We start from the raw sequence: 14,811 nt of genomic DNA, 5'->3' as shown, positions 1-14,811 counted from the left end.
TGTAGCGGCGCAATTTATTGCGCGACCCGAACCTGGGTAAGGTTTCGCCAGTGCAATGCGCGATAAATCGCGCCGCTACGGCTCGTGCCTGTCATCTGTGCATTTTCCTCACATCCCTCTAGCAACAAACTCACATCTTGAAACATTCGCGACAAAAGATAATAATTCTCAATCTGATATCGATAGCTATTCCCATTAAAATAACAGGAACCTCTCATGACCTCGTTGTTTACCCTTAAACGTGGCCGCGTACTGTGCGCGCTTGCGCTGGCTTTACCCGCGGCAAGCTTCGCTGAAGAGTCGATTGTCGTGACAGCGCAACCGCAAGAGAGCGCCACCTCGCCGACGCAGGGCTATCTCGCCACGCGCAGCAGCGGTGCCAGCAAAAGCGATCAGCCGCTGATCACTACCCCGCAGTCAATTTCGGTGGTGACGCGTCAGCAGATGGAAGATCAGGGCGCGCAGGATCTCAATCAGGCGCTCGGTTACACGCCGGGCGTCTTCACCAACTTTGGCGGCGCGGCCACGCGTTATGACACCATCGCGCTGCGAGGTTTCCACGGCGGCGATGTCGATAACACCTTCCTCGATGGCCTGCGCGTGATGAGTGACGGCGGCAGCTTCAACATCCTGCAGGTGGATAACTGGTTCCTCGACCGCATCGATGTGATTAAAGGTCCCTCCTCGGCGCTCTACGGCCAAACGGTGCCGGGCGGATTGGTGAATATGGTGAGCAAGCGCCCGCAGTTTGCTGAAGAGGGCCACTTCCGCCTGGCGACCGGCACCAACGCCACCAATAACGCCGCCTTTGATTACACCAACGCCATCAACGATCAGTGGGCATTTCGCGTAACCGGCATTACGCGCAACAGCGATACCCAATACGATCACACCCGCGAAGAGAAATATGCGATTTCGCCACAGCTGATGTGGCAGCCAAGTGAAGATACCAACTTAGTGCTGCGCGCCTACCTGCAGAAAGATCCGTCCGGCGGCTATCACGGCTCGGTACCGGCGGAAGGCACGCTCTATAGCCATAATGACCGCAAATTGAGTGACAGTTTCTATGAAGGTGACACTGCGCTCGATCAGTTCAAACGTCGCGAACAGATTTACAGCTATGACTTCTCGCATCGCTTCAACGATGTGTGGTCGGTGTACTCCACCGGCAGCTACAGCCACTCCAATACCGAGCTCGATCAGGTTTATCAGATTGGCTGGAACGCAACGAATCCAGACCTGCTGAACCGCTACTACTCCGGTGAGCGTTCATCGCTGAGCGCGTGGGCCAACGACAACCGCTTGCAGGCTGATTTCGCTACCGGCGCGGTTCAGCATCGCGTGACGCTGGGCGCGGAATACCATCGCTATAAAAACGACATCACCAAAGCCAGCGGTGCTGCCAGCGCGCTGAATGCGTGGAACGGCGAAGAAGTGGGCATCATGCCGGACTTCGACTGGACATCGCAGACGCGCCGCTACTATCAAACCGGTTTGTATCTGCAGGATGAGTTGCAGCTTGATCGCTGGCATCTGGATTTGTCGGGACGCTACGATCGCATCGTGTCGGAAAACGGCACCAGCCGTCGTCAGGACGATCACATCAGCGGCCGCGCTGCGCTGCTATATGCCTTCGAGAACGGCATCTCGCCTTATGTCAGCTGGAGCCAGGCAATAACGCCGGCTTCGTTAACCGATCCTTTCGGCAATCAGCTAAAACCGACTACGTCAGAGCAGTATGAAGCGGGCGTGAAATATCAGCCGCTGGGCACGCGCGATATGTACTCAATCGCGGTGTACGATTTGACCCAGGACGATGTCGCCAACCGTAACGTGCTGGACGGCACTTACACGCCGTCGGGCAAAGTGCATTCGCAGGGCATTGAACTTGAGGCGCGTAATCAGCTGACGTCGCGTTTTAGCACCATCGCCGGCTACACGCTAAATCATCTGCGCTTTAAAGATTCGGTGGACGGTAACGATGGCCATACACCGTATGTGACGCCGAACAGCATGGCATCGTTGTGGGGACATTATCAGTTTGACTACGGCTTGAGCGCCGGTACGGGTGTGCGCTATATCGGCAAACAGTGGGCGGATAACGAGAACACCACGCGTCTGCCATCGGTTACGCTGTTTGATGCGTCGGTTCGCGCCGATCTTGGCGCATGGAACTCACAGCTGAAAGGCGCCTGGCTGCAGGTGAATGCCAACAACCTGACCGATAAGACGTATCTGGCCGCCTGTTACGGCACCGGTTACTGCTATCGCGGTGCCGAGCGCACGGTTATGGCCACGGTGGGCTACGACTTTTAATCAGGCATAAAAAAATCCGCCATCCTTATGCGAGATGGCGGATTTCATCAAATCCTGGCGCGATTAACTTCGCACTTTACGGTAGATCCACAGCACCACAATGGCACCAATCACTGCCACCACAAAGCTGCCAAAGTTGAAACCGTCAACTTTACCGAAACCAAACAGGGTACTGATCCAGCCACCGACAACCGCACCCACCACACCCAGAACCACGGTGATGATAAAGCCGCCGCCATCTTTACCCGGCATAATCCACTTAGCGATAATCCCGGCAATCAGACCAAAAATAATCCATGAAAGAATACCCATGTACTGCTCCTTACGTTATTAATCAATGTGTTCACCGCCTCTAGTATAGACGGGATTTTATGATCTGCATCCCAACTTGCCGCAGTAAATAGCCGTTAGCTGCCTAAAGGTTAGCGCAGCGACGCCGATAACTGACGAACAGCATTGTCAGTCGTGAAAATAACAATCGGATAAGTGGAGCAGGACGTGGGAGAAGCCGATAAAGAACAATACCTCAAGCGAGGCACGTTAGCGGTTTTGGGCGTGATGAAGGACCTGTTGCGTTTTCAAACCCCGTTGATGGTGAATTTTTCGCGCGGTCAGTTTATCAGTCGCTTGCTGTCAGCCGATGAAGATCAGGTGATCTTTGACCTCGGCAGCAACGCGCTGGATAACGATTTAGCGCTGCAAGGTGGCGAAGTGAATATTGCCGCCGAAACGCACGGTGCCAAAGTCGAATTTGGCTTAACCGGTTTACAGCGGGTTGAATTCGAAGGCTTACCCGCTTTTGCTGCGTCGCTGCCGGAACTGGTGTGGCAGATTCAACGTCGTGAATTCTTTCGCGTCAATGCGCCACTGGAACCGGTTTTTTATTGCCACAGCCAGTGGCCTGATGGGCGTACCGCGCGTTTCCGCCTGCAGGATCTGTCACTGGGCGGCGTCGGCGTGCTGCTGGACGAAGCGCTACCGGAAGGCCTCAATCGCGGCGATACCTTTAAAAACCTGCGCGTGGATTTAGCTGAGTATGGTCACTTTGAGGTGACAGCACAGCTGCTGCACATTGGTGAACGCACCGTAGTGACCAGCAAGAATGAAACCCGCGCCACACCGCGCCTCAGCTTCCGCTTTACCGCCATCGAACCGATTCAGGAACGCCAGCTACAGCAGGTGATTTTTGCGCTGGAACGTCTGGCGCGTGATAAAGCCAACCGTTTCCAGTAGCGCTGGACGTTTATCACCGTACAACATCGTAGCGGCACAATTTATTGCGCTATGTGGCATGAGATACACGTCTACAAAGCGCGATAAATCGCGCCGCTACGAAGCGTGCGCGATTTAAATAACGGTAATCAATGCGGCTGATAACGGCAACGCGCCACCGCATCCAGCCAGCCGTGATAATTCTCCTGCATGTTTTTCGCCTGATCCTCTCGCGGCGTGATCACGCTACCGCCCTGTAACGCCTGCATCTCACTGCCCTGCTGCCACCAGCCTAAGGTGCGACCCGCTAATAGCGCGGCGCCCAGCGCAGAAACTTCTGCCGTCGGCACGCGTTTCAGTGGCCGCTGCAATACATCGGCCTGCATCTGCATCAACCAGCTATTTTCCGTGGCGCTGCCATCCACGCACAGCGCAGGAAGTTGCACGCCGCTGGCCTGCTCCATGGCAAAAAACACATCGGCGATCTGGAAGGTGATCGACTCCAGCGCCACGCGCGCCAGCACCTCCGGCGTCGCCGCATCGGTCAACCCACATACCATGCCGCGCGCTTTCAAATCCCACCAGGGCGCGCCAAGACCGGAAAGCGCCGGCACAAAATAGATGCCCTGATTGTGTTCGCTGCGCTGCGCCAGCGCAGTGAGTTCTCGCGGATCATGAATGCCAAGCATGCGGCCCAGCCACGCCGCGCCGGAACCGGTGTGGGTAATGTTGCCTTCAAAGGCATAGCGCAGCGTGCCGTCGTGCCACGCCACCGTGGTGCTGAGGCCATTTTCCGTCAGCAACGGCGTCGCCATCGACATCATCAGTGATGAACCGGTGCCGTAAGTGGCTTTCACCACCTCTTCGCTGCCGTTGCGCTGCGCTTGCAGCGCAGCGTGCGAATCGCCGATGCGTGACAAAATCGGCGTGCCGGGCGCTAAACCGGGAATATCGTTGCGTGTCACCACGCCTTGCGCGCTGGCCGAGGGCACAATCTGCGGCAGCGCCGCGCGGGGAATATGGAACAGCGCCAGCAATTCATCATCCCAGTCGCCGCTGTGCAGGTTGTAGAGTTGGGTGCGTGCCGCATTGGCATGATCGGTGACGAAGCTTTCGCCGCCGCTCAGCTGCCAGCTCAGCCAGCTATCCACGGTGCCGATACAGAGTTCACCGGCCTGCGCGCGCGCGAATCCATTCGGCAACGCAGTAAGCATGCCGGTAAGTTTGCCGGCCGGAAACATCGGATCCACCGCCAACCCGGTGAGTCCGGTGATGCGCGGTGCTTTACCCGCCACGCGCAGATCGCGGCAAAACGCCTCCGAGCGGCGATCCTGCCAGCTGACCAACGGCGTCAACGGCTGACCGTTATGTCGCTGCCAGATCAGCACCGATTCGCGCTGGTTGCTGATCGCCACCGCCGCAACCTGCGCCCCCGCACACTGCGCCAGACAAGCGCTCACTGCCTGTTTCACCGCCTGCCATATCGCCAGCGGATCCTGCTCCGCCAGACCCGGCTGCGGATGTTCCAGCGTCAGCGGCTGACTGCCGCGTGCCACCACATTGCCGGCACGATCGACCGCAATCGCTTTCGCGTTGGTGGTGCCTTCATCAATTGCCAGTATCAACGAACCTGCCATCTTTACGCTCCTGCACAGATGCGCGCTGCACTCTTCACTACGCTGGCGGCATCAATACCATGTCGGGCACGGGTGGAGGCGCGATCGCCGGCAATCGCGTATTCGCCGTCGGGGATGCCCAAACGCAGCAGCGGGATGCCACAACCGCCTTCCGCCAGCACTTCTGCCACCAGGCTGCCGACGCCGCCGTTGACGTTGTGTTCTTCCACGGTAATGACCGCTGGATAGTGATTTAACAGCTCGCGCAGCTGTTGGGTATCACAAGGTCGAATCGATGGAATGCTGATCACACCTGCTGTAATGTCTTGCTCATGCAGTTGCTCGGCGGCGTGAACCACCTCGTGAACCGTCGAGCCCATCGCCACCAGCACAATGTCATGACCTTCACGTAACACGTCGATTTGGCCAGGACGGAATTGATAGTTTTCATCGTGCAGCTGCGGCAGATCTTTACCGTCCAGACGGATATACACCGGCCCGACATGCGCCAGCGCATACTCAATAATCTGGCGGCACTCCAGCGGGCAGGATGGCGCATAGATTTCGATGTTGCCGAAGCCGCGCATCACCGCAATGTCGTCGATGCTGTGATGGGTGCTGGCCAGCGGGCCGTAGCTGGCACCGGCATTCAGGCCAAACAGTTTAACGTTGGTGTTGTTGTAGCAGACGTCGACTTTAACCTGCTCATTGGCGCGGGAAACCAGGAACGGCGCGGCGTTGCAGGTCACGGCCACTTTGCCGCCAATTGCCAGACCGGCGGCGGTGCCCACCAGCGTTTGCTCCGCGATACCCACGTTGATCAGGCGATCGGGGAATGCTTTGATAAAGGGCGCAATTTTCGCGGTTGAGGTGGAATCGGCCACCACCGGCACTAAATCGACACCGCGATTAACCGCATCAATAAATGCCTCAACCATTACCGTCGCCAAATGTTTTGCATTACTCATCTTTTAATTCCTCCAGTGCCAACGCAATCTCTTCCCCTTTCGGCACGCGGTGATGCCACTCCGGTTTGCCCTGAATAAAGGAGATGCCGAAGCCTTTTTCGGTATGCGCCACAATCACCTGTGGCTTGCCGCTGTTGCGCGGCAGGTTTTCGATGGCGTCCACCACCGCCGCCATGTCATTGCCGTTGCACTCGCTCACATCCAGACCAAAGGCGCGCCATTTTTCCGGCAGCGGATCGGTATTCATGATGTCGCGCGTATGCCCCGCCAGCTGCAGCTTGTTCTTGTCATTGATGATCACCAGGTTATCGAGGCCGTAATGCGCCGCCACCAGCGCCGCTTCCCAGTTGCTGCCTTCCGCCAGCTCACCGTCACCGGTGACGACAAAAATGCGTCGGTCGCTGTTATCTTTCTTCGCCGCCAGCGCAATGCCGACCGCCACCGGTAAACCGTGACCCAGCGCGCCGGTGTTCAGCTCAACGCCCGGCGTTTTTTGCCGCACCGGATGGCCCGGCAGATGCGAATCGGAATGCTGATAAGTCGGCAGCCATTCGGTGGGGAAATAACCGGCTTCTGCCAGCACGCAGTAATAACCGCCCACCGCATGGCCTTTCGACTGGATATAGATGTCGCGCTGCGGATCGTTGGTGCGATCTGGCGCGCAGTTCAGGATGCGGAAATAGAGCGCGGTAAGGATCTCAACCTGTGAGAGATCGGCACCGGTGTGACCGCCCGCCGGGCTGCCCGCATTAAGCTGGATGATGCGGCGGCGCACGGCGCGCGCTTTCGCTGCCAGATCCGCTACCGAGTATTTGAAAGGATTCATAGACACCTCTGAATTTTAAAGCATGGATGAATATTTATTCGTGATGAAGAAAAAAAGGTGCAGACAATCAGCGCCTGCACCCAACCGATTAACTTTTTGCCGGGCTACCGCCCTCCTCAATCAGCGCTTTCTGCGCCACCACCGCCGCTTTCTGCTGCATGCGGCTCTGCATTTGGTCGATGATCACCGCCACGATAATCACGATGCCTTTGATCACCATTTGCCAGAACTCGCTCACACCCATCATGATCAAACCGTCGGCGAGGAAGCCGATCACAAAGGCACCAATCAGCGTGCCAAGAATGGTGCCGCGTCCACCCGCCAGCGAGGTACCGCCCAGCACCACTGCGGCAATCGCGTTCATTTCAAAGGAGGTTCCGTTCGCCGGATGGCTGGCCACCAGCTGCGACGAGACCACGATGCCAGCAATTGCCGCGCAGAAACCGGAGATGGCATAGACCCAGATTTTCACCGACTTCACTTTCACGCCCGAGAGTTCAGCGGCGCGTTCGTTATCGCCAATCGCGTAAACCTGACGGCCAAACGGCAGGCGGCGCGCCACGTAGGCAATCACCAGCGCCAGCAGCACCATCATCCAGATGGCCCACGGCAAACCAAGGAAATAGCCGGCGCCAATCTTGTCGAATCCGGTATTCCCCAGCATTTCATTGCCCTGCAAACCGGGGAAGGTTTCGCCGCCCGAGGTGAGCATCGCCGTGCCGCGCAGGATGTACATGGTGCCGAGCGTGCAGATGAACGGAGCCACGTTATAGCGGGTAATGATCCAGCCATTGACCGCACCAATCAGGCCGCCAATCAGCAATACAATCGGCACGATTAGCCACACGCTGGGAAAGATAGCGATGCCAAACATCGGCAACACAATGCCTTTGGTAATCAGCCAGCCGGCGATCATGCCGCACAGGCCGAGCGTGGCGCCGATGGAGAGATCGATGCCCGCCGTGATAATGACAAACGTGATGCCGAGCGCGAGGAAGGCGTTAATGGCGATGTGTTTCACCATGATCACCATGCTGCCCACCGCGAGGAAATCGGGCACCGTGATAGCGAAGAAGCCGACAATCAGAAACAGCGCAATAAAGGTGCGCAGTTTGAGCAGCAGCAAAATCAGGCTTTCGCGTGAGTTGAATGCTTTGACAGGCGATGCGAGCGCGAGCGCGCCGTTGTTTTTCATATCAGAACCCTTGTGCGCTTGCTTTAACCAGCGCCGCCTCTTCCGCTTCAGCGCGCGGCAGGTCAGCAGTCAATTTGCCGCCGGACATCACAATAATGCGATCGGCAACGGCCATGATCTCTTTCAAATCTGAGGTGGAGAACACCACCGCAATGCCCTGCTCCGACAGCTTCACCATCATGCGGAACACTTCGCCTTTGGCACCGACGTCGATGCCGCGACTCGGTTCATCCAGCAGCAGCAAGCGCGGATTGGTCAGCAGCGATCGGCCAATCACCACCTTTTGCTGATTGCCGCCGCTCAGTGCGCTAATGGCGACATCCGGCGAGGAGATTTTGATTGCCAGATTGCCGACGGTGCTGGTCACCACTTCCCGTTCCGCCTGCTCTGAAATCACGGTGCGATGCGACAGACGCCGCCACAGGCTGGCGATGGTGAGATTACTCGCCACCGATGAGATGGGAAAAATGCCCGAGCGTTTGCGATCCTCCGGCACCAGACTCATGCCCATACGAATGCGTTCAGCGGTCGGCAGACGCGTCGGCAGCGGTTTGCTGTCGAGCCACAGCTTGCCGAGATAGTTACGCTGCGTGCCAAGCAAACACTCAAACAGTTCGGTGCGCCCCGCGCCCATCAACCCGTAAATGCCGACGATCTCTCCGGAACGTACCTGAAAACTGACATCATCCACCAGCGTGTTGCCGTTCGGGCTGACGCAGGTGATGTGTTCGGCTTCCAGCACCGGCGCACCGAACTGGCGATCCGGCGGCAGGAAAGTGCCGACCGGTTCACTGCCCAGCATTTCGCGCACGATCCACGGCACGTCGATATCGCTGACCTGCGCTTCGGCCTGAAAACGCCCGTCGCGCAGAATGGTGATCACATCACCAATCGCCATCAGCTCCTCGAGCCGATGCGAGATATAGATGATGGAGACGCCCTGACGCGTCAGTTCGCGGATCACCCGAAACAGGATCTCCACTTCGGTTTTGCTCAGCGCCGAGGTCGGTTCGTCGAGGATCAGAATGTCGGCGTCCTCCGCCAGCGCTTTGGCGATCTCCACCAGTTGCTGCTGGCCAACCTTCAGGCTGCCGACCTTCTCATCCGGTGAAATTGGCTGATCGAGGCGCTGCATCAGCGCGGCGGTGCGGCGTTTCTGCTCGGCTTCATTGATGGGCCGAATGCCGCTTTGGATTTCCCGGCCAAGGAAAATGTTCTCCGCTACGCTGAGGTTCTCAAACAGGTTGAGCTCCTGATGCACCATGCCGATACCGTGGCGCGCGGCGTCTCGCGTGCTGTGAAACGCCACTTTGTTACCGTTCAGGAACATCTCACCGCTGGTCGGTTGCTGCACGCCGGCGAGAATCTTCATCAGCGTCGATTTTCCCGCGCCGTTTTCGCCGATGATGACGTTAACTTTGCCGCGCCACACGCGGTAATCCACGCGATCCAGCGCTAAGGTGCCGGGGAACAGCATCGACATCTGATTGGCTTGCAGAATGATCTCGTCGCTCATTATGGATTCCCCTGCTGCAGCCGCACCGCCACAACATCTTCCACTGTGCCCGCGCCCATGCTGACGGCCAGCAGCACCTGCGCCGGTTTGCCCACCCAGCTGGCATCCACCGCGGGCAGCTGTTTCACCGCGTGGCGATTCAGTGCTTTGGTCAGTTGCGCGTACTGCACCTGATTGGTGAACTCTTCGAAGCGGAAACCGGCCGCATCGCGAATGGCGTTGCCGCGCAGCACCGGACCAATCAACACTTTCACCGGCTTGCCGTTGATGGTCATGGTGAGACTGCGTTCCCGCTCGTTGCTGTTATCAAACGCCGTTACCGTGCCTGCCGCGCGCACAAACACGCTTTCGCTGCCGCCCGCTTTGACGGTGTGGCTTTTGGTTTCCATATCCGCCCAGCTCAGCGCCTGCTTCTCAGCTGGCTGCTGCACGCGGCTGGCCCAGCTTGACTCCGCAATCTGCTGCGGCGTTTGATCGCTGTAGCCCGGTTTGGCGTTGGGATCTTTCGGCATGATGGGTTTGCCGTTGGCATCGAGATCCACCACGGTGCAGGCGGCTAACATCAGCGTCAGCAGCGCCACCAGCGTGCCGCTCAGCGCTTTCCCCTTCATGCCGGCCTCCATGTTATGGCGCCAGCTTAAAGGTTTTCAGCTTCGCGGCGTTGCTGTCGTCAATCAGCACGCAATCCATCAGCTGCTTCTCCTCTTTCTGCGCTTTGCCGTTCTTCAGGTAGTAATCCACCTGCTCGACGGCCATCTGCGCCTGATCCCAGCCCGGCTGCAGCACCGTCGCTTTGATGTTGCCTTTATTGAGGATGGAGTCGCGGGTGTAATCGCTGCCGTCGAAGCCGACCACAATCACATTGGTTTTGCCCGCCGCTTTCAGCGCCGCTTCCGCACCGAGCGCCATGGTGTCGTTACCGGAGATCACGCCAACGATATTCGGGTTCTTCTGCAGGATGGTTTCCATGCGGCTGAAGGCTTCAGTCTGGCTCCAGTTGGCACTTTGCTGCGCCACCATCTTCAGATCGGGATAATCATCCAGCACATCGTGATATCCCTGCGAACGTACACCCGCATTGGTATCTGACTCTTTGCCCAGCAGCTCGACATAATCCCCTTTGCCGTTCAGCAGTTTGGCGAACTTCTCGGCACCGAGCTGTGCGCCCTGATAGTTGTTGGAGACGATTTGCGCTACGGCGATGCCGGTTTTATTGATTTCGCGGTCAATCAGGAAGGTAGGAATGCCGGCATCTTTGGCTTTTTGCACCGGGCCAACGGTGGCATCTGCACCGGCGTTATCAAGAATGATGGCTTTGGCTTTGCGCGCGATGGCGGTTTCAATCAGCTGATTTTGCTTATTCACGTCATCATCATGCGAGGCCACCAGCGTGGTGTAACCGAGGGCTTTGGCTTTCGCCTGCGCGCCGTCGGCTTCGGCCTTAAAGAACGGGTTATCATGCGATGGCGTAATAATGGCCAGCAACCCCTTATCCGCCGCCAGCGACGCCGCCGAGATCATCATGATTGAAGCAAGTAGAGAGACTTTGAGGACAGAGGCTTTCATTTGTTATCTCCGATTGAATATATATTCAATTGCGATTTTATATGCATAATGACTATGCGCTGGCTTCTTGAGCACGTCCATTGCCCGATCCTCAAAAAGCGAAAACGATCACAAAATGTTCTGCGTTGTTATTTTTGACAGGCTGATTAACAATACCAGGCGGGTTAAGAGAGAGAAAAAACCATGGCAAAACAGGATGAACAGCGGCTGATGGTGAAAATCGCCACGCTTTATTATGTGGAAGGCAGGAAGCAGTCCGACATTGCGCAGCTGTTGAAGCTGTCGCAATCTTTTGTGTCGCGCATCCTTAATCGCAGCGTGAAAGAAGGTGTGGTGAAGATCAGCGTGGTGCCGCCGGCCAATGTGTTCCCTGAGCTGGAAAAAGCCATTGAGCAGCTGTATCAACTGCCGCAGGTGATTGTGGTGGATGTGCCGGATCAGGCTTCTGCGTTGCAGATCAAACAGGCGATCGGTTCCGCCGCCGCGCACTATCTGGAAACGCGGGTGCGTGCCGATGAGCTGATTGGCATTTCCTCCTGGAGCGGCACCATTCGCGCCATGGTCGATGCGCTGCATCCGCTCAGCGCGCCGTGCCAAGGCGTCATTCAGCTACTGGGCGGCGTGGGCGCCAACGGCAATGTGCAGGCCACGATTCTAACGCAGAATCTCGCGGCGCTGCTGGGTTGTCCGGCGTGGCTGCTGCCGTCGCAATCAATCGAACACTCAGTAAAGGATCGCCAGCGTTTGTCGGTTAATCCCGATGTCGCGGTGGTACTGGAAAAGTTTGATCAGGTGGATCTGGCGATTGTCGGCATCGGCGATCTCGAGCCGTCCGCCCTGCTGCGCAATTCCGGCAACTATTACGACGGTGAGATGCTGCAAACGCTGGCCGAACGCGGCGCGGTGGGCGATATCTGCCTGCACTATTTTGACGCCGACGGTCAACCGGTGCTGAGCGCAGAGGAAGATCCGGTAATTGGTATGGAGTTGGCGCAGGTAAAACGCTGTCCGCAGGTGGTGGCGTTAGCGGGCGGCAAAGAGAAAGCGCAGGCGATTCGCGGGGCGTTGCGCGGCGGTTATGTGCAGGTGTTGATTGTGGATTATCCGACGGCGCGATTGTTGGTGTAGCGGCGCAATTCATTGCGTCATAAATCGCGCCGCAACAGATAGGTGTACAGCATCAACCGATGGTGCGGTAGGCGGTGGTGACTTTCCATAAATAACGCGGGGCCTGTGCCGCCGGATGCTTATTCTGTACGTGCTGGTAAAACTCGTCCGGCGTCATGGAATTGATCATCGCAATAGCACGCTCGCGGTCACGTGAGAAAGTACGCAGCAAGGCACCAGCACCGTTGGCGTAGGAGACAATGGTGGCGTAACGCAGGGTCAGCGGATCGCGAATTCCGGCTAAGGCGGAATCCTGCAGAATTTTCAGGTAAGCCGCGCCAATATCGATGTTCTTGGCCGGATCGCGCAGCTCGGACGAGGATGGCTGACCATGACGGCCCTGGATGCGATAGACTTCGCGGCCCGCGGTCGAGGCCTTAATTTGCATCAGACCAACCGCATTGGAACGGCTCACCACGGTGGGATTGCCTCCGGATTCGACACTAATAATGGCGCTGATTAACTTCTCATCAACGCCATAATGACTGGCGGCATCTTCGGTAAACATTGACCATGCATCATTTACTTTCGACGGCGGTGCCTGAGTTAACGGCGTATTCTTCTCGGGCAGTGCCGGTTTTTCCGGCTCGCTTGAACAGCCAGCAAGCAGCAGTGCAGAAAGCATAAGTAGGCGAATTTTCACTGATTTTTGGTTCCGCAATAGGGTTGGCGCAAGCTATCATACCTGGCGCAGCGCGATGCAAAATTACCGTTTATCCTAAATCGGTAAAAAACCTTATGCTACCGTGACTTCGATAACGCATTTCGTCATCATCGGCAGGCCACTCTACAGCAGGATGGAAGTTATGGTTACTCCCCGCACGCTACATCTCATTGCCCCTTCCGGTTATTGCCACAATCAGGACGCCGCCCAGCGCGCGGTGAGTCGTTTACAGGCTGCTGGCCATCATCTTGACAATCTATCGGCGATCACCCGCCGCTTTCAACGCTTTGCCGGCGATGATGCGCAGCGGCTGAATGATATCAATGTGCTGGCCACGCTGGAGGCGCTGCCCGATATCGTGCTGGCGGTGCGTGGCGGCTACGGCGCTTCACGTTTGCTGGATAAGATCGATTACGTTGGCCTGCAACGTCGATTGCTCAATCAACCGGTGGCGCTGTGCGGCCACAGCGATTTCACCGCGCTGCAGCTGGCGTTACTGGCACAAATAGGGCTGATCACCTTTAGCGGGCCGATGCTGGCCGGTAACTTTGGTGCCGAGGCATTATCTGATTTTACCGAATCACACTTTTGGCAAACGCTGACATCACCTACAGTCAATCTAAGCTGGCGCAGCACCAGCCCGGATCACGGCCGCTGGCAAGGCACTTTATGGGGCGGCAATTTAGCGATGATTTGCTCGCTGATTGGTACGCCGTGGATGCCGCAAATTGAAGGCGGCATTCTGGTGATCGAAGATGTGAACGAACATCCGTTCCGTATCGAGCGCATGCTGATTCAGCTGCAGCAGAGTGGCATTTTGTCGCGCCAGCAAGCGATTATTACCGGCAGCTTTACCAGCACATCGCTGTCGGCGTATGACAACGGTTTTGATTTTGCCACCGTGTGGCAGCGCATTCGTGACGAGTTTCAGATTCCAGTGATTAGCGATCTGGCTTTTGGACACGATGCCGATACCGTGACGCTGCCGCTGGGCGCTAGCGCCACGTTGCAGATTGAGAATGGAGAAGCACAGTTCGCCTTCACCGGCCATCCGACATTGCGCTAACGTGTTGCCGCAGGAGACCGACAATGAAGCCACTGTACGACGATTTGTGGATCTCCACGCCAGAATTCCCCGCCGAAGAGACGGCGAGTGACTTAATGATGCATGGCTTTATGCTGTGCCACCCACGCGGCAATTTATTGATTGGCCGCGTGGAGCATCCGCTCGATCATGAGTTCCTTAACGATGCCGGCGGCGTCATTCGCCACTATTTAACTCACTGGCACGAAGCCGCGCCGGGAGCGATCGCCATTCAGCAGCGCTTTAATAGCGCGCTCTATTGCCACAGTCGTTCGCTCGGGCCGGTCAGTTTGGTGATTGAGCCCGACGAAACCTTTACACAGCAAGAGACGCACTTCGGCGATTTTCACCTGCTGCCGACGCCCGGACACACGCCCGGCAGCAGCAGCTATCTCTACCACTCGCCGCTCGGCCACACTTATCTGTTTGTCGGCGATACGCTGACCCGCGATTACAACCGCTGGATCAGCGTGCTGATGCCTGAAAGCAATCCCACCGAACTGCAGCAGTCGCTGGAGTTGTATCGCTCGTTACGCCCGGATGTCGTGCTGATGAGCACCACGCGCGGACATCTTTCGTGGGCTAAGGTGAATTTGCAGAGCTGGCTGGCAGCCATTGATGAGGCGGAACAGTCGCCGCTGGATTTGCGCCAGCGGCAACTCATCAAACCGGGCTATTAAC

14 protein-coding genes are annotated in these 14,811 nt (G+C 57.1%); 5 read left to right on the top strand and 9 right to left on the bottom strand.

The features are described 5' to 3' along the window. The first annotated feature begins 216 nt into the window (after positions 1-216). Positions 217-2,316 carry a TonB-dependent siderophore receptor gene (locus ACYAC5_RS08190; protein WP_192413609.1) on the top strand — a complete coding sequence of 700 codons (2,100 nt, stop codon included), beginning with the start codon at positions 217-219 and terminating at the stop codon, positions 2,314-2,316. A 63-nt stretch (positions 2,317-2,379) separates the two neighbouring features. Here ACYAC5_RS08190 and ACYAC5_RS08185 read toward each other — a convergent pair whose 3' ends face one another. Further along, entirely contained in the window at positions 2,380-2,628 is a 249-nt protein-coding gene (locus ACYAC5_RS08185; RefSeq protein ID WP_008102737.1) for a GlsB/YeaQ/YmgE family stress response membrane protein, read from the bottom strand. A 186-nt stretch (positions 2,629-2,814) separates the two neighbouring features. Here ACYAC5_RS08185 and ACYAC5_RS08180 point away from each other — a divergent pair, with 186 nt between their 5' ends. After that, on the top strand, positions 2,815-3,549 hold the full coding sequence (locus ACYAC5_RS08180) for a flagellar brake protein (RefSeq protein WP_101760783.1): 735 nt from the start codon (positions 2,815-2,817) through the stop codon (positions 3,547-3,549). A gap of 128 nt (positions 3,550-3,677) precedes the next feature. Here the strand turns inward: ACYAC5_RS08180 and ACYAC5_RS08175 are convergent, their stop codons facing one another. From ACYAC5_RS08175 to ACYAC5_RS08145, 7 genes are all read right to left on the bottom strand, one after another. Continuing rightward, on the bottom strand, positions 3,678-5,165 hold the full coding sequence (locus ACYAC5_RS08175; RefSeq protein ID WP_192413611.1) for an FGGY family carbohydrate kinase: 1,488 nt from the start codon (positions 5,163-5,165) through the stop codon (positions 3,678-3,680). Between the two features lie 2 nt (positions 5,166-5,167). Beyond that, positions 5,168-6,112, bottom strand: coding sequence for a transketolase family protein (locus ACYAC5_RS08170; RefSeq protein WP_192413613.1), 945 nt, complete (start codon positions 6,110-6,112; stop codon positions 5,168-5,170). Next, complete coding sequence (locus ACYAC5_RS08165; protein WP_192234240.1) at positions 6,105-6,938, bottom strand: transketolase; 834 nt, start codon at positions 6,936-6,938, stop codon at positions 6,105-6,107. Before ACYAC5_RS08165 ends, ACYAC5_RS08170 begins: the two co-directional genes overlap by 8 nt. A gap of 88 nt (positions 6,939-7,026) precedes the next feature. Then, positions 7,027-8,133 carry an ABC transporter permease gene (locus tag ACYAC5_RS08160; RefSeq protein ID WP_101760787.1) on the bottom strand — a complete coding sequence of 369 codons (1,107 nt, stop codon included), beginning with the start codon at positions 8,131-8,133 and terminating at the stop codon, positions 7,027-7,029. A gap of 1 nt (position 8,134) precedes the next feature. Continuing rightward, positions 8,135-9,649 (bottom strand): sugar ABC transporter ATP-binding protein, encoded by a 1,515-nt coding sequence (locus ACYAC5_RS08155; protein WP_110865954.1) that lies wholly within the window; start codon positions 9,647-9,649, stop codon positions 8,135-8,137. Then, positions 9,649-10,260 (bottom strand): DUF2291 family protein, encoded by a 612-nt coding sequence (locus ACYAC5_RS08150; protein ID WP_462062779.1) that lies wholly within the window; start codon positions 10,258-10,260, stop codon positions 9,649-9,651. The genes ACYAC5_RS08155 and ACYAC5_RS08150 overlap by 1 nt, the downstream gene beginning before the upstream one ends. Before the next feature lie 13 nt (positions 10,261-10,273). After that, the gene (locus ACYAC5_RS08145) at positions 10,274-11,215 is read right to left on the bottom strand and encodes a substrate-binding domain-containing protein (protein WP_462062778.1); all 942 of its coding nucleotides are present in this window, start codon (positions 11,213-11,215) and stop codon (positions 10,274-10,276) included. A 183-nt stretch (positions 11,216-11,398) separates the two neighbouring features. Between ACYAC5_RS08145 and ACYAC5_RS08140 the strand changes: the two genes are divergently transcribed. Further along, positions 11,399-12,343, top strand: coding sequence for a sugar-binding transcriptional regulator (locus tag ACYAC5_RS08140; RefSeq protein WP_137385584.1), 945 nt, complete (start codon positions 11,399-11,401; stop codon positions 12,341-12,343). A 52-nt stretch (positions 12,344-12,395) separates the two neighbouring features. Here ACYAC5_RS08140 and emtA read toward each other — a convergent pair whose 3' ends face one another. Next, on the bottom strand, positions 12,396-13,025 hold the full coding sequence (gene emtA / locus ACYAC5_RS08135; RefSeq protein ID WP_192413617.1) for a membrane-bound lytic murein transglycosylase EmtA: 630 nt from the start codon (positions 13,023-13,025) through the stop codon (positions 12,396-12,398). Between the two features lie 163 nt (positions 13,026-13,188). Between emtA and ldcA the strand changes: the two genes are divergently transcribed. Both ldcA and ACYAC5_RS08125 read left to right on the top strand, forming a co-directional pair. Beyond that, positions 13,189-14,112, top strand: coding sequence for a muramoyltetrapeptide carboxypeptidase (ldcA, locus tag ACYAC5_RS08130; RefSeq protein ID WP_192413618.1), 924 nt, complete (start codon positions 13,189-13,191; stop codon positions 14,110-14,112). Positions 14,113-14,135: 23 nt separating this feature from the next. Further along, positions 14,136-14,810, top strand: a complete 675-nt coding sequence (locus ACYAC5_RS08125) for an MBL fold metallo-hydrolase (RefSeq protein WP_101760794.1) — start codon at positions 14,136-14,138, stop codon at positions 14,808-14,810. The last annotated feature ends 1 nt before the right edge of the window (position 14,811 follow it).

It is taken from the genome of Pantoea sp. y20, assembly GCF_054903455.1.
This window is presented reverse-complemented; position numbering and strand designations above follow the sequence as displayed.